Source organism: Mesorhizobium sp. M0910, assembly GCF_040319465.1.
GTDB lineage: Bacteria > Pseudomonadota > Alphaproteobacteria > Rhizobiales > Rhizobiaceae > Mesorhizobium.
The window spans coordinates 46,849-63,684 of the sequence record NZ_JAMYNZ010000012.1 but is presented as its reverse complement, the minus strand read 5'-3'; the positions used below and the strand labels follow the sequence as shown (position 1 = coordinate 63,684).

Sequence of the window (16,836 nt, the reverse complement as noted above, 5' to 3'; positions counted from 1 at the left end):
GATCGTGCGGTTGCTGCAAGCAGCTCTTCTTATTCTACGAAGGTCGGTTCGGGAATGGTGTGATCGACCAATCGATTAAGTCGACCGCACGCTGAAGTATCGCCTCGGTTTGAGCAAGCCCCTGTGAAGCCGCAATGACATGTGCGATCGTATCTCGGTAATCGCCTTTCCTGACGATCGGTGTCTTGGATTCAACATACAATTTGACCTCGGCGACGCCTGATAGGGCCGCCGCCCGACTGTGGCCATCGATCCAATCGAGGATGCCATCACTATCAGGAACTAAGAACCGGACGGCCGCAGTCTGCGACTGCCTTTTACGCAAATTCCATTGGTCGCCGATGACAAGCTTGAGATGCTCGGTGACGAGATCGACACCGTAAGCCAGTTGGACCAGTTGAGGATCCGGCGCGCCAGCAAGACGCGGATTGACTTCAATAACGACCGGGCCACGTTCCGTCCAACGGAGTTCAATACTCGTTGGCCCCCAGCCAAGCCCGAGAGCTCGCAAACATCTCAGCGAAACGTCAGCGATACGCTCATGCTCGTCGTCAGTCAGCAAGGCCGGAAAGGCAAACTCACGATAGAAAAAATGCGGTGGCGGGCCGAAGTCAGCGGCGGTACTTCCAATGACCTCATTTCCCATTATGTGAGCGGTATATTGGGGGCCTATTGCGAATTCCTCGATCAGCATCCTCGGCGAGGAATGCCATATGTGGTCGCCACCCAACAAATAGGTCGTATGTTCGGCCAACTCATCGTCGTCGCGGCACAATCGAACACCAATGCTGCAAGTGCCGACGGCTGGCTTAAGAATCACCGGCAGGCCGATATCTAGGGCAGCGGTTTCTACGTCCCTCGCATTCTCTGCTAAGCGATATGCAGGCACAGAAACCCCAGCCCGCGCGAGGAGTTGACGATGAGCGAACTTGTGGCAGCATTGTTCAATCGATGCGGGTTCGGTCCTGACAGATCAAAATACCGACAAAGCTTCCCAACTGTCGCATACAAAGACTCCTCGGCGCTCGTAATGCCAGCAATGTCATAGGTCGTACTTAACTGGGAACATTCGCGGATCAGCGCCCCCAGATCTTCTGTATCGACGCGGATCGCCTCGATCCCTACAGTCGCGAGATAATCGCACTGAGCTGACTCAGCCGATACGACAATTGGATGAAGGCCAAGACGCTGGGCCGCTTGGACGTACAGCAGCCCGGTATCCATCGCATGGCCTTCAACCAAGATGAGCGCTCGTCTTGCCATTGGCTCTTGTGACCCCGTGCTGCGTGCTGTGCGACGGTCCGAGCGTAAACGGTAATCAGTTTTGGCCGTAACTGACTTGGTGGCGAACGTACCATTGTCAGTGATTTCCGGCCGTAAAGGTTCTGTAAAATGAGTTTGAAGGTTTTGTCGCAAACTTAGACTTGGCGAGTTGCTGGTCAGGTTGGAACATGCGCACATGGGAGCCGATCCAGTCGGGCAGCGGCGAGCTACGCTTCCGACTGCCCGCGCCGACAGCCGCCGAGCAAGACCTGGTCGCCCACAGGCGGCGGAGCGGAACGTGCATCAAATTCTGGCGGATGACACCTCTGTGCGAAGACATCGTGCCTCTGGCAACTCAATTGGATTGTCAAACGCCCGACAAAATTTTGGCCGTAACGGAAAGGCGGAAATATTGAAATTCCATCGCTTTTTCGCTTGGCATCGCTCTTGCTGTTTAGACGGTGACGTTTGGCCAAGAGGAGGGCCCGTTCGATGTCTGTACCGATGATTGGCCTGAGGGCTTCGCCGCCACGAGATGCTTCCAACAGTTGCAGGCGACTGCCAAATCCGATGCCTGCGGGTCGTTATTCTGCGGCTCGTCGGCGACGCCGGACGATGTGCGTTTTGCTTACGTCCCAATGTGGGATGTCCTCAATCGCCGATGCATCCTTCTTGCAACTTTGGGTGGGGACGCGAGCGGGGGGAGCGCCTTCGCTCCGGCCGATCCCATGACCGCCCACCTGGCGCGATTGCCTTGCGGTCAACGAGACAGGGCCTGCGCCCACAGCCACTCTGAGGGCGACGCAACCCCATGAGGAGCTTGGGTGTGCATTCCGAGGTCGCCCGGCTGCGAGAAGTACTGGTGCACCGGCCAGGCCTTAGCCTCCACCGCCTCACGCCGCGGAACTGCAAGGGCTTCTTTTCGACGACGTGCCTTGGATGGAACGCGCCGGAAAGGAGCACGACATGTTCGTGGAGGCCCTACGTGATCGTGGCGTCTTGGTTCACTCCTTGGACGAACTGCTTTCTGCAACGATGGCATTGCCGGAGGCGCGCCGTTGGCTTCTCGACTGCCGGACAAGCTGCGGTTGGCGGCAAGGCAGTCCTGGCCGGAGGTGGCGAACTTAGCATCGATGGCGATGCTCACCGCTTCGTCGACATCGGCATCGTCGAACACGATCAGCGGCGCGTGGCAGCCGAGCTCCATCACCAGCCGCTTCATCATCGGCGCGCTCTGCGCGGCGACCAGCCGGCCGATTTCGACCGAGCCGGTGAAGCTCATGGCGCGAACGCGGGTTCCTCGCACATTCGTCGACATGGCGCGGGCATGCCAGTGATGACGTTGAAGACGCCCGCGGCCAGGCCAGCGCACTCGCCAAGCTCGGCCAGCGCCAGCGCCGACAGCGGAGTCTCCGACGACGGGTGCGCGACGATGGTGCAGCCGGCGGCAAGCGCTGCGGCGGCCTTGCGGGTGAGCATCGCGGCAGGAAAATTCCACGGCGTGACGAGGCCGACGACGCCGAGCGTCTCGCGCCGCACCATCATCTCGGCGCCAGGCAGATGGCTGGTGACGCTCTCGGCGTTGAGGCGCTTTGCGTCCTCCGTACCATTCGACAAAGGAAGCGGCGTAGTCGATCTCGCCAAGCGATTCCTTTAGCGGCCTGCCCTGTTCCAGCGTCATCAGCAGCGCCAGATCGTCCTTGGCGGCGAGGACCAGCTCGAACCATTTTCGCAATATCCTGGAGCGCTCCTGCGGCAGCAGGGCTCGCTAGGCCGGAAAGGCGCGCGAAGCCGCGTCGCTCAATCGCTTTCGTCGTCGGACCGGCGTCGAGCGCGGCGACGAAGGCAACCGTGACGCCAGTCGCCGGATCGGTGACCTCGAAGCTTTCGGCAGCCTCGTTCACCGTCGAATGGCCGTCGACATAGGCAAGCTCGCGCAGCAATCGACGGTCGGCGGCGAGGCGGTCGAGCTCCTCATGGCGGTGCGGGCGGCCCAGGTGCGCGGACATGATCGAGGCTCCGGATCGAACTGATACGGGAACTATTTCGCAATAGGCAGACGGAGAGCCTGTTTGGATGCCAGCCGCAGAGACAGTCTCTCTATTGCGCGCCCCCGGGAAAGAGGAATTCTACAAGGGTCCCGTTACAATTGCGGCGGCAACAGGTCGGCCAGCGGCAAAACGGTCTCGTCCTTCACCGTCTTAGTGACGATGTAGGTGAAGTAGCGGTCGATGCCGATCTCGCGCTCGAGCAAGGCGTCGACCAGCCGCTGATAGGCGTCGATATCGTGCGCCATCACCTTGAGCACATAGTCGACGCCGCCGCCCACCGACCAGCAGGCGACGATCTCGGATAGGTCGCGGATGGTTCGTTCGAAGCGGTCGAAATCGGCCTGCCGGTGGCTCGTCAGGCTCACCTCCATCAGCACGGTGGCAATCGGGGCGATCAAACGCATGGCGATCCTGGCGTGATAGCCCGAAATGATACCGGCCTTTTCCAGCTTGCGCAGCCGCATCCAGCAAGGGGTCGGCGACAGGCCGACCTTGTCGGCCAGCGCCAGCTTGGTGATACGCCCGTCGCGCTGTATGGCGTCTACGATTTTGAGGTCGATCGCGTCGAGTTTCGCAGCAGTCATCACCGTCCACTTTTTCCTAGTACCGCGATCGGGTCGTGAGGCCAGTCTGTTTGCCACAAGTTTGTAGTTTGAGAGGGGCGATCAAAGTGCAGACCTTGGTTTAGATCCGCTTCAAGCCCGAGGTTATAAACAATTAGCGCGACCAGTATTGACCAACAACGCCTTGTGGATTGTTTGATAGAGAATACTTGATTGAAGGTGTCCTGCCGACTGGCCGGGGACAGTAAGACCAGACGCCTTGGGCGGGTTCCCTCAAGCCGCCGGATGCATGGCGGCCCTGAGCAGCATGCCGAACAGGTCGCGCGGTTCGTCGGGGTCGGCGAGCAGGTCGAGCTCCTCATAGAGGCCGGTGGCCTGGAGCTGGTCGCGGACATAGCGCGCCTTGACGGTCATCACCTCCCACAGCTCCGTCACCGGGTGGTCGGGGGCGAGCTGCTGGATCTCGCCTTCGATACGCGTCTGCGGTGGAAACTCGACGAAGATGTCGGAGCGCAGAAGGATGTCGCGATGGCAGCTCGGTCTTGCCGGGGCAGTCGCCGCCGACCGCGTTGATGTGAACGCCGGAACCGACCATGTTGTCGGTTAGGATGGTGGCGCATTGCTTGTCGGCGGTAACGGTGGTGATGATGTCGACGCCTTCCACCGCATCTTGCCCGGTCGCGCAGATGGTGATGTCGAAACCCTTGCTGGCGAGGTTGCGCGCGCATTTCTCCGAGGCCGAGCGGTCGATGTCGTAGAGCCGCAGCCGCTGGATGCCGAGAAGCGCCTTGAAGGCGATGGCCTGGAATTCCGACTGGGCGCCGTTGCCGATGATGGCCATGGCGCGCGAGCCCTTCGGCGCCAGATATTTGGCCGCGACGGCGGAGGTGGCCGCCGTGCGTAGCGCCGTCAGGATCGTCATTTCGGTCAGGAGCATCGGATAGCCGGAGCCGACATCGGCCAGCACGCCGAAGGCGGTGACCGTCTGGCGGCCCTCGCGCATGTTCTTCGGGTGGCCGTTGACGTATTTGAAGCCGTAGAGGTGGCCGTCGCTGGTCGGCATCAGCTCGATAACGCAGTCAGGGCTGTGCGAGGCGATGCGCGGCGTTTTGTCGAACAGCTCCCAGCGACGAAAATCCTCCTCGATATAGGCGGCGAGTTCAGTGAGGAACCGCTCGACGCCGATGGTCAGAACAAGCTTCATCATGCGGTCGACGTTGACGAAGGGGACGATGGCAAGGCGGGAAGGCTGGGTCATGCAATCCTTCCGGAATGGCGGGTCGGGCGGTCCATGATGCGGCGGCCCATCAGGCTGGCGGTGAGGTCGACCATCAGGGTCGCCGTGCGGCCGCGCTCGTCGAGGAAGGGGTCCAGCTCGACCAGGTCGAGGCTCGAAACCAGGCCGCTGTCTGATCACTAGCTGCTGCCTCCGGGCTAGTTTCCGGAACGTGAATCACTTTGCATGCACCATTTCCCCGATTGATGACCTCGCCTTCGGCAATGGTGCGGGAGCGGCCGCAGCGAACAGTCCGTGCCCGCTCCGCCGGCGTTCTACGGCTTCCGAGCGAGCCTCGCGTGGAGCCAGTCCATAATTGTCACGATATGCCTTTGAAAAGTGGGAGGCCGAGACGAAACCACAGGCCATCGCGATCTCGACGATTGGGAGTTGCGAGTTCAAGATAAGCAAATGAGCGCGCTCAAGTCTCATCTCGAGATAATATTTGGCAGGCGAACGTCCTATTTGTTTCGAAAAGATCCGCTCAACTTGGCGCCGAGACAAGCGGCTGGAGGCAGCCACGTCTTCGAGCGCTACTGGCTCGTCGAGATGCCTCTCCATCTGCTCGATGATCTTCAACAGCCCGTCATGGTGAATGGCCGCACCGGCATGCAGAGGTAGTCTCTGACGATCTCCAGGTTGGCGGACCCTCATAGCGGCCGCCTTCTCGCAAACCCGGTTGGCGATAAGGGGCTCATGATCTTCTCTGACAAACTGCACAAACATGTCGAAAGCAGCATCTCCACCCGAGCAGGAGTACGTGTCGCCGTCGATCTCATAAGCCGCTTGAACAGCAGCGACACTTGGAAATTGTTCGACGAATGACGGGAACTGTTCCCAGTGCACTGCACATCTTCGTCCATCTGCCAGACCAGTTTGGGCGATGCTAAAGACCCCGCTCGCGATTCCGACCAGAAACAGTTTCCTAGCCCGGCATTCGCGCAGCCAGCCATGCAGGGCGCGATTTGCGGTAAGTGGGTGGCTACCCCCGCAAATTACGGCGACTGAGGGGGACCAGCCCGTTTTGCCGAGGAGGCCGCGTTCCTCCTTGAGCGACGTATCAACCGAGATCGTAGATCCACAACTCGATCTCACAGGGTGTCCGTCGTCAGATACAACTCGCCAAGCGTAAATCTCCGATTCGAGCACTTCGTTGGCGAGCCGTAAGGCCTCGACTGCAGAAGAAAAAGCCTGTAGTGAAAAGCCAGGCTCTAGATAGAGACTGAACAGACGGTCTGCTGCCTTCATCTTCAGCATCTCTACGCCTTTCGCGAAGTGCCTTGTTGCTATCAGTACACTTTTGAATAAGCGGAACAGCGCTCTTTGACGACGCGATCGCCCAGATGCGCGATTTCGGCACGCTTGTGCGCGGTATAAATCGAGGCAAAGCCGGTCGGAAACCAACGCGTTACAACGTCGTTCTGCTCAAAACGCTGCAATGCCTCTTCCAGGGATTGTGGGAGCCGCTTGTAGCCGCGGCCAGACAGCTCGGCCTCGGACAGCACGGATAAGTTCTCCTGAGTTACCTGAGGTGCGGGGAGCCCGTCTTCGATGCCTTGGGCACCTGCATGGAGAATCGATGCCAAGGCCAGATGTGGGGAGGCGGCGGCATCGGCCGCACGGTACTCAAAGTTATATTGCATGGCGATCTTCTCGGGATCTGCGGAGGTCGTGGGACAGATTCGGACTGAAGCCTCGCGATCGCGGAAGCCAAGATTGTTATATGCCGCGCTCCAGCGGTTTGGCGTCAATCGCAGATAGGAAATGTCGGACGGCGCGGTCAGCGCAACGATGGAGTCGAGATATTTGAGTACGCCGGCAATGAATGACCCGGTAATTTGGGACATGCCGAACGGATCTTTCTCGTCGTACGTTGCCGGGGAGCCATTCTGATCCAGGAAGCTCATATGGATGTGAACGCCGTTACCGACGCTGGCGGGGTCTAATATCGGTGCGAACGTCACATGCTCACCGCAGCGTTGCGCCGCCATGCGGGTCAGCTCCCGAAGAATTACCGCTTGGTCGGCAGAGTGATGCCCTTGAGCAGGGCCATTGGTAACCTCGTACTGATTTGGCCCAAATTCCTTCATGAAGGTATCGGGCTTCAGCCCGGCCAGGGCGAGAGCCGACATTAAAGCCTCACCGAACTGTCGCCGGCGAGTAAACCCACGCAGACTATAGGCGTCGGGAAGGACCTCACTGGTGTCGAGCATCTGGAATTCATGCTCGAAAGCGCTCACGAGCTGGATACCGCCGCAAGATCGGAGCCGCTCAAGTGCCGCTTTGAGAAGCGAGCGAGTACAATAATCCCATGGGCGGCCGTCGAGGTCGGTGATATCCCCCAACATGAAACGCTCAATCTGGCCGCCGTCTGTGAAGTCGACCTCAACGCGCGCCTCAGGATCAGGGATCAGAAGCAAATCGCCGAGTGAGCCAAAGGGGCTTGGAGCGATCGCATCGAAACAGGTAATCATCACATTCGTCGGCGTCCAGCCGATTCCACGCTTCATGCGCTTATCCAGTTCCGAAACTGGAAACGCTTTACCACGTGTTCTCCCAGCGATATCGGACGTAGCTGCGAAGATGAGGGGGTTCGAAATCATTGGTGTCCTTCAAAACGTTGGGCCCAGCAGGAATGCGATCGTGGTTCACATTAGTCGAGACCATCCATAACTTTCGCCAGTGCTCCGCGGCCTTATGCCACCACTGCAATCGCCTGTCTCGAAACGACCATGTCGTCTTCAGCGCAGAGAACCTGAATGAAATTTTTTTGTCAATCACAAATACTGAATTGACATTGAAAATGAAATCTCGTCCTCTTTTACGGCGAACGGTGGGAGCGGGGCGGCGGGGGATTCCTCAGAGAGTTGGCCCCAGGGTCATTAAAAATCTCAATGCTTGGTGGCTCAGGTGTCCACCAAGCCCATCGCTCTCTCGAAGGACAGATAGTGGCATGAAGCAGGGTTACGATACGCTACGATTGCTGGGGCAGGGCGATCCGGCCCCGTTTGAGGTCATGAACCCCGAGGGTTCAAGTTCTGTGCTCCTGGTGTGTGAACATGCTGGTCAGGCGATCCCCGCCGCGCTCCGAAATCTGGGCGTTTCTATCGAGGTGCTGGACGATCATGTTGGCTGGGACATTGGCGCAGCCGAAGTAGCGCGGCTTTTGGCGCGGCGGCTAGATGCTGTGGCTGTCTTTCAGCCGTATAGCCGCCTGGTTATAGATTGCAACAGACCGCCGGAGGCGTTCGATGCTATTCCTGCAGTAAGCGATGGGATCAGAATACCCGGCAATCAGAAAGTCGACTCTGCCGATCGCGCGGCTCGCGTGGCCGAGATCTTCGAGCCTTTTCACGCAGAGATTAGTCGACGTCTGGATGAGGGCGGACACACAGTGGCGATATCGATTCACAGCTTCACGCCTCGCATGAACAACATTTGGCGCCCGTGGGATATCGGTTTCCTCTTCCGGCTTGACACACACACGTCAGCGCGCCTCAGAGATTCTGTTACACGCAGGTATCCGCATTTAAGCGTGGGCATGAATGAGCCCTATCAGGTCAACGACTCGACGGATTGGTTTGTGCCGCGGCATTGCGAAACACGTGGCTTGAACAACAGCCTGATTGAGATCCGAAATGATCATCTCAGGACGCCTGAAGGCCAGAAGCGCTGGGCCGATATCGTCGCATCGTCTATCGAAGACTATTTGGATGGGAACTGAAATGAGCCTTACTCGCAATGTGCCCTTGGTGCCGGAGCAATCGGCCTTACTCTTTATCGACGTCCAAAATTTCAGTGCTCACCGTGACGGAGCCGAATTTTCTGGGCTTCCGAAAACCGATTTTGCAGCAAAGTACGGCTGGTTTTTCAGCGAGCTTGAGGCTCGGGTCATTCCCAACATGCAGGCTTTGCAAACCGCCTTCAGGAAGTCGCGCATTGAAGTAATGTACACAACGATCGAGAGCTTGACCGCCGATGGTCGAGACCGATCTCTCGACTACAAGATAACCGGGTTCCATGTCCCGAAGGGCTCGTGGGACGGAAAGGTAATCGAGCAGATAGCTGTGCAGGGTGATGAGATAGTTCTGCCCAAGACGTCATCTTCGGTCTTCATTTCCACAAATATTGATTACATACTGCGCAATCTCGGTGTTAAACAGCTCGTACTCGCGGGGTTGGTAACCGACCAGTGTGTAGAGGGCGCGATCAGGGACGCCTGTGACCTGGGCTATCTCGTCACACAGGTTACAGATGCATGCCTGACTTATACCCAGGAACGCCATGATAGCTCGCTACGGGCGATCAAGGGCTATTGTCGTCAGATCACGACGCAAGAGCTCATTGCCGAAATACAAGGTGTGGAACACGCCCCCGGGGCGCTAACGCCCAGTGCTGGTTAGCAGCATCTCATTGTAGTGGCGCAGGGCTGGAACTTGCTAGCCGAGTCTCACTCCCGCATACTAAAAACAGCAGTGCGTTTGCGGGGTGGCCGGCTTTGGAGAGATCATGACCGATAGCGCAGTTCCCGGCGAAACCGTAAGGGAGCAGATAAGGAAAGCAGCAGGCTCTTTGACCGCCACAGAGCGGCGCCTTTCTGCGCTAATTCTGTCAAATTATCCGTTTGCCGGGCTTGAGCCAATCCAGGTCATTGCCACCTCATCAAACGTCTCTGCCCCCTCTATCTCGCGCTTCGTGAGTAAACTCGGCTATCAGGGCCTGCAGGAGTTCCAACAACAACTTATCAAGGAGCTGAGACAAGGGCAGAAGTCTCCGCTTGATTTGAGGCCAACCAAAAGTGATATAACGGACGAGTTTTTTGATAACTTCATCCAAAAATCTACCGAGTTGCTAAAGGCATCCGCCGGAGCGATCACGGCCGCCCAATTTGAAAGGGTGGGCTCGCTTCTTTCTGATCCAAAATCGGACATATTCACATTGGGCGGTCGCATCAGCGATCTCGTCGCTCAGTATTTATCTAGGCATTTGAAACAGATCCGAGCCGGTGTTCACCAAGTATCGTCTGAGGACGACTGGTGGCCTGAGTATATACTGCGCATGCGGCAGAAGGATGTGTTAGTCCTTGTCGATTTTCGAAGGTACCAGCGGTCTCTTGAGGAGTTCGCCGAAAGAGCTTCAAAGAACAGTGGGCTGAAGATCATCCTGATAACGGATCGATGGATGTCGCCGATCTCGAAATATGCATCGGAAGTCATCGCGCTGCACATTGAGAACGAGACTGCATTTGACAGCAATGTTGCCGCGTTCGCGTTGATCGAGGCACTGATAACCTGGGTCGCAGAAGCGAATTGGTCCCAGGCAAGCCAGCGGATAAAGAAATGGGACTCGTTGAGGATTTCAGTCTCGCATCAGAGAGAACCAGCGCGGGAGTCATAGCTAAGCGAAGTTGCTCTTCGGGCCGGCTACTGGAGTTTTTTGCGAGAAGCCCCGTTGCTCTGATTTTTGTGCACGCGGGCCTCGTTAAGTGTCACATTGCTCTCGTGACGGATTTGTTCGAGTTCCTCAATACGGCGGCGTGTCCGCTCACCCGTGGCTGCAAAGATCTGAGCGACGAGGGCTTCGATCTGCGCCACTGCCGGTGCCATCGTGTCATAGGGCGAACTGACTTCGATCGGGCAGGAAAGGGTAACTTCTGCGAAGTCGGAGATCGGCGACACCCATGGATCGGTAAACAGAAGAATGCGGACGTGGCGGGCGGCCGCTTGTTCGGCGAATGCGACCACGTCGCGTTGGTAGCGGCGGTAGTCAAAGACGATCAGAACGTCTCTCTTTCCTAAATCGACCAACAGATCCAGCTGCTGGGCGGACAGGGTCTCGATGTAGCCGACGTTGGCTCGAAACTGCGATAAGTAGCTCGCCAACATTCCGGCGACGTGCCGACTGTAGCGTCCTCCGAGCAGGACGACCTTCCCTTTGGAATCCATGACAAGTCGGGCTGCGCGCTCGTATGTAGCCAGCGGAGTGGTCGTCAACGCCATGTCGAGGCTGCCGGCAACCGAATGCATGTAGGCTATAGCTGCGCCTTGTTCACTGTCTGCGCTCAACTCTGGGCGCTTTGCTCCCATCATAAGCAATGGGGAATGCAATCGCGCTTCGATGTCGGCAAGCAGCCGCTGCTGAAAGTCGGGAAAACCCTCAAAGCCGAGCTTTATGGCCAGACGAACCACAGTGGGATCACTGACCCCAGCACGCTTCGCCAGGCTTGTTGCTGTGCCTAGGCCGGCCGTCGGATAATCCGTGAGTAGCACCTGAACAATGCGCTCCTCCGACGGGGTCAGCGAAAAACCCCCTTGAAGCAGCATATCTCGAAACTGCATCAATCAGCTCCCCTCATTCCCATGAAGAGGAAATTACAAATCATCTTGAAGTGCGTCAACATGTCAAATTCTTAATCGATCGGGTGAACCAGATCGAGAAAGAAACTTCACAGCTTTTGTATCAAGGCCGGCGAATAGCGGACACAAACCGGCTCACCTACGAGGGCGATTCGACTGAAGACCCTGGTCGAATGACTCCACCTCGATCTGCGGATGGACCTTTGCGAAGCTGGCTATGGATGCCGACTACGGCAGGAGTTCCGCAGGGTGCGATTCTCTCGTGAGAGGCCGACAGGGCAAGGGCGCCACTGGGGCCTGCAAGCAACGTTGCTTTGCGAGGCCCCATGCTCGGACGGCGGCGAGCTGCCTATCTGCGCTCGATCAGACGTTGAGCATCTCGCGGGGATTTACCCTCACGCGCTCCCCTTTGGGATCGAAGAATCGGTAGCTGGTGGTGACTTTCACCTTCTTGGGACCGCCGTTCGATTGAACCTCCAACTCCGTGCCAGGCTGGGCGAATTCGCTATTGACCCATGCCCGCCCAATATTGCGTTCGAGCAGTGGGCTGATCCAGCCGATCGTCGTTTCACCAACGTTCTTTTTGGAGCCACAGCTCAGTTTCGAACCTCCCGCTATCTGAGGCTCCGTTACATCGGCCTCTATTCCTACGAGTTTGGTGCGCAGCCCTGCCTGCTTGCGGCGCAACATCTCATCTCTGCCATGGAAGAAGCCCTTGTCGAAAGCTACGGACCACCCAAGACCATACTCAAGAGGCGACCCACCCGCATAAAAGTCCGCGCCGAACAGAAAGCCTTTATCAACCGCGATCGGAAAGGCGGCCATCAGACCGGCCGGGCCACCACCGTACTTCGCGCAATAGGCAGTGAATTTCTCCCACATGCCGTGAGCATACTCAGGCCCGAAATGGACCTCGTAACCCAGTTCACCGGAAAACCCCACCCGTGCAATCGTGGTTGGAACACCCTCGAAATCAACCTGTGTCAAGCGGTTGTGCTCTAGATCTGCGACGTCCACGGTCTGTTGAAGCACATGGATTGACTTTGGACCCTGTACGGAAAGGAACGTATTAGACAATTCCGTAACCCAGACTTTTCGACTGTCTGCCTTCTCCATAATCCACTTGCGCGAGGCGTCTCGAGTAATTCCACCGTGTATTATAAACCGATCTTCGCTAATCCAAAACACGATCACATCGTCGATAAGACTTGCCTTGTCATCAAGGATACTTGAGTAGAGAGTGCCGCCGGGGCTAATCTTTCCCAAATCGTTTACGATGATTTCCTGTATGAATTGAAACGCTTCCGGTCCGCACACCCCAAAACAGCTCTGGAAGTCATACTCAGCAAAGCCGACACTGTTGCGGATCATCATGTATTCTTCGTCAGTAGAAGTTATGTGTGAAGCGACCTTCCAGTCCCCAAAGTCAATCATCGGGGCCCCAAGCTTCTCGTATATCGAATGATATGCAGTTCTTTTTTCCATTTTATCCTCCAAACTTCACAATTGACCATCCTTGTCGGCCGACCGGCGGCACCGGCACCGTTACCAGAACGGGACCCGTTGATTTCCGGTGCTTCGTACGCTGGCAGCATGTCCTCGATCGGGCGTCCATTCCGCGTGCAACGAACCTGCTGTCTCCCAAAGCATGAGTTGATGAAAATTATTTGTCAATAACGCGTCCGTGTGGCGTGGATGGAAAATTTCTTTCGGCTTGGCGTTGGGTGAACCAAGGGCCTCGGCTTCGCGATAGAACAGGTGCGGGTTGGCTTGTCGGACGAGCCGGAAGGTTCGACGCTGGAAGAGAAACTCGAGTGTTGTGGACTGAAATAATTTCTTCAAGGACCGAAGTTGGCTGTAGACAGGAAGAAAATTCCACATTAATTTCGCTGCTCAGTCAGCCTAAAGTGGACTGCTTGGCCAAGGCGGGAGGGCGATCCTTGCGCAGAGGGCGTGCTCGGAGGAAGTTGATCGCGAGCCGGTGGCAATCGTCGTCCTGGCCCTCCGCCACCCCGCCGTACCGGAAGTGGCCGCATCGATAAGATAGCCGGTCGGGCTTTTTCTTGTAACAGGGAGCATCAAATGAGCGAAAGATTGAGCTGTGACGTACTCGTTGCGGGAGCGGGAATTGCGGGTGCGGGTGCAGCCTATTATCTGTCGGGACAGAATCTGAACGTTATCCAAGTCGAGTCCGACCATCCGGCTTCCGGGCCGACAGGCTCGTCGTCCGCCGTGTGCCACGCGTTCTATGGGGATCGCGAGTTATCTTTGCTCGCAAAACGCGGGATCGAGATCCTAAAGGACCTCCCCGGCGCTTTTCATCAGTCTGGCTGCCTGTGGGTTTGCGGCCCTCAGCACGAACCCGTAAATCGCGAGATTGTTAAACGGATCCGCGACGATGAAGGAAGCCGAATCGAGGGGCTGACCGGAGAGCAGGCGCAAGAAATTCTCCCCCATTTCAATATGGAGGGGATCACTTTTGCCGCATGGGAAGATGAATCGGGACACTGCGACCCTTACGGCGCAACTAACGAATTGGTCAATCGAGCTCGCGCGAATGGCGTTAAATTCATGGGAGGCCGCTCGGTAACCGAAATTCAAGTAACAAATGGAAACACGACTGGAGCGACGCTAAGTGATGGAACCGTCATCTCTACCGGTCGCGTCATTCTTGCGACCGGTGTCTGGTCAAAAGCGCTCGTGGCTAAGCTTGGCGTTGACCTGCCGACGTTTATCGAACGGCACTTCATGGCAGTTATGGATGCGCCCGGTGGCGCAAGGAAGCTACTTCCGCACTGCTGGGTCGATGAAACCACGAACTGCTATGCACGGCCGGAAGGCGAAAATACAATTTTGGTCGGGACCTGGGGTGGCGGTGGCACCGGCGTCGAGAACGATGAGCTTAAAGAAGCACACTCTCGCATGAACTATCGCCTCGATGTCGCGGGCCAATTGGACCGAACGATCACGCAAGAGGAATCGGTCTGGGCGATTGAACATATCATGTCCCGTTCTCCTGAGATTGCCGAATTGGGCATCCGTCCCGGCTATGCCTGTCAGTACGATATGAGCCCTGACCACCTTCCCGTCGTTGACGAGATTCCCGGTGCAAAGGGAACTTTCGTGATCACCGGATCGAGCGGGCATGGCTTCAAGCTTGGGCCTGCAATGGGCGAAGTCGTCGCAAAATGGGCGTTGGGTCAACGTCAGGAACTACTCAGGAAGTTCTCACTGCATCGCTTCGCTTAACGTCCTCAACGCATTGCATCCATGGCGGGCTATTTGCTCGCCTTGGATGCCAGCTCGGGCCTTTCATCTTCGAGGAGACGCGCGTTGTCCAGCGATGCACTCGCCTGGAGGCGGATCTCCTCCAATTCCTCGATACGTTCGCGCGTCCGCTTTTCCATGGAAGCAAGGATTTGAGCGACAACGGCCTCGATCTGTGCCACCGATGACGCCATCGTATCATAGGGCGAATTGACCTCGATTGGGCAGGTCAGCGTTAGTTCTGAAAACTCGGAAATGGGCGATAACCAGGGGTCCGTAAACAGAAGAATGCGAACGCGGCGGGCCGCGGCCAATTGAGCGAACGCAACAACGTCCAGCTGATATCGGCGATAGTCGAACACGATCAAGAGATCGCGCTTTCCCAAGTCGACTAACACGTCCGTCTTTTGCGCCGATAGTGCGTCGATATGCATGATGTCCGGCCGAAATTGCAACAAATAGGCTGCTAACATGCCCGCGATAAAGCGGCTGTAGCGCCCGCCGAGCAGGACGACCTTGCCCTTTGTATCCATTATCAGGCGGGCTGCCCGTTGATATGACGCCAACGGGGTTGATGTCAGCGCTTTGTTGAGGTTGTTGGCCACCGAATGCATGTAGGCGATCGCAGCTCCCTGCTCGCTATTCGTCCCCATGTCAGGCCGTTTGGCTTCCATCATAAGCAAGGGCGAATGCAATCTTGCTTCAACATCTGCAAGCAATCGCCGTTGGAGGGCAGGGAACCCTTCGAAACCGAGCTTCATGGCAAGGCGAACCACGGTCGGATCACTGACACCGGCGCGCTTTGCCAGACTCGTGGCAGTGCCTAGCCCGGCTGCAGGATAGTCGGTGAGGAGCACCTGAACGATCCGCTCCTCTGATGGTGTCAACGAAATGGCCCCGTGCAGCAGCATATCTCTAACGTTCATCGTGTCCTCCAACTGAGATTGCTGAAGAGAATATTACAAAATTCCTCATTGTGAATATGTTCGTGGGCTGTCTGAATAATGCACGGTGGCAAGCCACCAAAGTGCGTCCGCGCGCGCGACGCTAGGTTTTAGGCTACGAGAAGGAACCCTCCATATCGTCGGGCGGATCGCGGCCAAGATAGGTTGCCCCGGGCGTTTGAGCCCACCTGCAGGGTCACACCGGTCGCCAGTCCATCACCAAGTCGACCTGTTCCCTTCCGGCGGTCTGCGGCGGGTGTGAGTCATCGAGAGGGCGCTGCCGGGGCGATGTAAGAGATGCGACGCGAAGGCTTTGGTCGTTCCAGAGGCCAACCGCGGCCAGCGGAGCCGAGACACGCCACCGCCCAACTCCAGGGAGGACCGATCGAGGCGATGTGCTCAAGCCGCCCTGCGAATAGCATGCTCTCTGCGTCTGAAGGTTTTCAGCTTTCGTTGTGCAAAAGAGCTTTATGCCGTTGTAGAAAGTTGTCCAGATGAATCTGACCATCGCTTGAGTCTTCACCTTCCGCCTGGGCGAACGCGAAAAGCGCGATTTCGTGGTCAAGGAGTAACTGGATATAGGGCCGGTCTTCAACCGGCGCCTCTATAAGCAGGGTCTCAAATTCACGAACGAATGGCTCTAATAGCTTCTTTAGCTTTTCTGCAAACTCAGGCCAACTAAGCTCTGCGTACTCAACGGTTTCGCGGCGTCCCTTTTCGGCAAGCAATACTTTGCTATTTGGTTGAAGATTGTAACGAGTAACAACTGGCAAAAGCGCCTCTGCAACGAGCCGCTCGATGGCCGCCAAATTGCGCAACTTTACACGAGATTGATCGCTGTCAGCCTTCTGAGCAAGAACGCTAAAGAATTCTTCCCCCAAGATTTCACCCTCATAGGCGCTGAGCACGCGATTTTCGTAAGTTGGAGCAACGGAAGACCGCATCGGAATACCTTTATCCACCGTGATTGTTAAGAGGGGATGACGGAACCAGCCTTGCTGAAGGCTCGTTCCGAAATACAAGTTGTGGGCGGCAGGAAGTTGACCAACCGCTATCATACTCAAAAGCTATTCGAGGGTAGCTGCAGCCTCTGCGCGTGTCAATATCTCTTCAAAC

The 16,836-nt window shown here is 56.9% G+C and carries 11 protein-coding genes and 4 pseudogenes; 4 read left to right on the top strand and 11 right to left on the bottom strand.

From position 1 onward, the window contains the following. Positions 1-34 precede the first annotated feature (34 nt). The 7 genes and pseudogenes from NKH78_RS25710 to NKH78_RS25675 all read right to left on the bottom strand — a co-directional run bounded on the left by NKH78_RS25710 (position 35) and on the right by NKH78_RS25675 (position 7,756). Positions 35-1,263, bottom strand: a pseudogene (locus NKH78_RS25710) (ATP-grasp domain-containing protein). A 1,084-nt stretch (positions 1,264-2,347) separates the two neighbouring features. Continuing rightward, a pseudogene (locus NKH78_RS25700) lies at positions 2,348-3,272 on the bottom strand (aldehyde dehydrogenase family protein); the annotation flags it as partial. Positions 3,273-3,406: 134 nt separating this feature from the next. Beyond that, a complete protein-coding gene (locus NKH78_RS25695) occupies positions 3,407-3,898 on the bottom strand; it encodes an Lrp/AsnC family transcriptional regulator (protein ID WP_352884612.1) in 492 nt (163 codons plus the stop codon). Between the two features lie 252 nt (positions 3,899-4,150). Next, positions 4,151-5,135, bottom strand: a pseudogene (ocd, locus tag NKH78_RS25690) (ornithine cyclodeaminase). After that, positions 5,132-5,287 (bottom strand): annotated as a pseudogene (locus tag NKH78_RS25685) (arginase); the annotation flags it as partial. The pseudogenes ocd and NKH78_RS25685, both read right to left, overlap by 4 nt. A 43-nt stretch (positions 5,288-5,330) precedes the next feature. Then, entirely contained in the window at positions 5,331-6,410 is a 1,080-nt protein-coding gene (locus NKH78_RS25680) for a GlxA family transcriptional regulator (protein WP_352884611.1), read from the bottom strand. A 32-nt stretch (positions 6,411-6,442) separates the two neighbouring features. Beyond that, positions 6,443-7,756, bottom strand: a complete 1,314-nt coding sequence (locus NKH78_RS25675; RefSeq protein ID WP_352884610.1) for a glutamine synthetase family protein — start codon at positions 7,754-7,756, stop codon at positions 6,443-6,445. A 350-nt stretch (positions 7,757-8,106) separates the two neighbouring features. On the opposite strand from NKH78_RS25675, the gene NKH78_RS25670 reads away from it, so the two are divergent. The 3 genes from NKH78_RS25670 to NKH78_RS25660 all read left to right on the top strand — a co-directional run bounded on the left by NKH78_RS25670 (position 8,107) and on the right by NKH78_RS25660 (position 10,550). After that, positions 8,107-8,877, top strand: coding sequence for an N-formylglutamate amidohydrolase (locus NKH78_RS25670; RefSeq protein WP_352884608.1), 771 nt, complete (start codon positions 8,107-8,109; stop codon positions 8,875-8,877). Then, positions 8,867-9,556 (top strand): cysteine hydrolase family protein, encoded by a 690-nt coding sequence (locus tag NKH78_RS25665; protein ID WP_502899844.1) that lies wholly within the window; start codon positions 8,867-8,869, stop codon positions 9,554-9,556. Before NKH78_RS25670 ends, NKH78_RS25665 begins: the two co-directional genes overlap by 11 nt. A gap of 106 nt (positions 9,557-9,662) precedes the next feature. After that, positions 9,663-10,550: a MurR/RpiR family transcriptional regulator gene (locus tag NKH78_RS25660; RefSeq protein ID WP_352884606.1), complete on the top strand. Its 888-nt coding sequence runs from the start codon at positions 9,663-9,665 to the stop codon at positions 10,548-10,550. 26 nt (positions 10,551-10,576) lie between these two features. On the opposite strand, the gene NKH78_RS25655 is transcribed toward NKH78_RS25660, so the two are convergent. Together NKH78_RS25655 and NKH78_RS25650 are read right to left on the bottom strand one after the other, a co-directional pair. Continuing rightward, positions 10,577-11,491 carry a MurR/RpiR family transcriptional regulator gene (locus tag NKH78_RS25655; RefSeq protein ID WP_352884604.1) on the bottom strand — a complete coding sequence of 305 codons (915 nt, stop codon included), beginning with the start codon at positions 11,489-11,491 and terminating at the stop codon, positions 10,577-10,579. Between the two features lie 381 nt (positions 11,492-11,872). Next, positions 11,873-12,994 carry an aminomethyl transferase family protein gene (locus tag NKH78_RS25650; RefSeq protein WP_352884603.1) on the bottom strand — a complete coding sequence of 374 codons (1,122 nt, stop codon included), beginning with the start codon at positions 12,992-12,994 and terminating at the stop codon, positions 11,873-11,875. A 597-nt stretch (positions 12,995-13,591) separates the two neighbouring features. Between NKH78_RS25650 and NKH78_RS25645 the strand changes: the two genes are divergently transcribed. Continuing rightward, positions 13,592-14,758: an NAD(P)/FAD-dependent oxidoreductase gene (locus NKH78_RS25645; protein WP_352884602.1), complete on the top strand. Its 1,167-nt coding sequence runs from the start codon at positions 13,592-13,594 to the stop codon at positions 14,756-14,758. Positions 14,759-14,787: 29 nt separating this feature from the next. Here the strand turns inward: NKH78_RS25645 and NKH78_RS25640 are convergent, their stop codons facing one another. Then, the gene (locus tag NKH78_RS25640; protein ID WP_352884600.1) at positions 14,788-15,702 is read right to left on the bottom strand and encodes a MurR/RpiR family transcriptional regulator; all 915 of its coding nucleotides are present in this window, start codon (positions 15,700-15,702) and stop codon (positions 14,788-14,790) included. A 461-nt stretch (positions 15,703-16,163) separates the two neighbouring features. Next, positions 16,164-16,784 carry a hypothetical protein gene (locus tag NKH78_RS25635; RefSeq protein WP_352884599.1) on the bottom strand — a complete coding sequence of 207 codons (621 nt, stop codon included), beginning with the start codon at positions 16,782-16,784 and terminating at the stop codon, positions 16,164-16,166. Positions 16,785-16,836 lie beyond the last annotated feature (52 nt).

What these genes read in the sequence shown, in the direction of transcription:
- NKH78_RS25695 (WP_352884612.1), bottom strand. Translation starts at nt 3,898, where the DNA reads ATGACTGCTGCGAAACTCGACGCGATCGACCTCAAAATCGTAGACGCC.
- NKH78_RS25680 (WP_352884611.1), bottom strand. Translation starts at nt 6,410, where the DNA reads ATGCTGAAGATGAAGGCAGCAGACCGTCTGTTCAGTCTCTATCTAGAG.
- NKH78_RS25675 (WP_352884610.1), bottom strand. Translation starts at nt 7,756, where the DNA reads ATGATTTCGAACCCCCTCATCTTCGCAGCTACGTCCGATATCGCTGGG.
- NKH78_RS25670 (WP_352884608.1), top strand. Translation starts at nt 8,107, where the DNA reads ATGAAGCAGGGTTACGATACGCTACGATTGCTGGGGCAGGGCGATCCG.
- NKH78_RS25665 (WP_502899844.1), top strand. Translation starts at nt 8,867, where the DNA reads ATGGGAACTGAAATGAGCCTTACTCGCAATGTGCCCTTGGTGCCGGAG.
- NKH78_RS25660 (WP_352884606.1), top strand. Translation starts at nt 9,663, where the DNA reads ATGACCGATAGCGCAGTTCCCGGCGAAACCGTAAGGGAGCAGATAAGG.
- NKH78_RS25655 (WP_352884604.1), bottom strand. Translation starts at nt 11,491, where the DNA reads ATGCAGTTTCGAGATATGCTGCTTCAAGGGGGTTTTTCGCTGACCCCG.
- NKH78_RS25650 (WP_352884603.1), bottom strand. Translation starts at nt 12,994, where the DNA reads ATGGAAAAAAGAACTGCATATCATTCGATATACGAGAAGCTTGGGGCC.
- NKH78_RS25645 (WP_352884602.1), top strand. Translation starts at nt 13,592, where the DNA reads ATGAGCGAAAGATTGAGCTGTGACGTACTCGTTGCGGGAGCGGGAATT.
- NKH78_RS25640 (WP_352884600.1), bottom strand. Translation starts at nt 15,702, where the DNA reads ATGAACGTTAGAGATATGCTGCTGCACGGGGCCATTTCGTTGACACCA.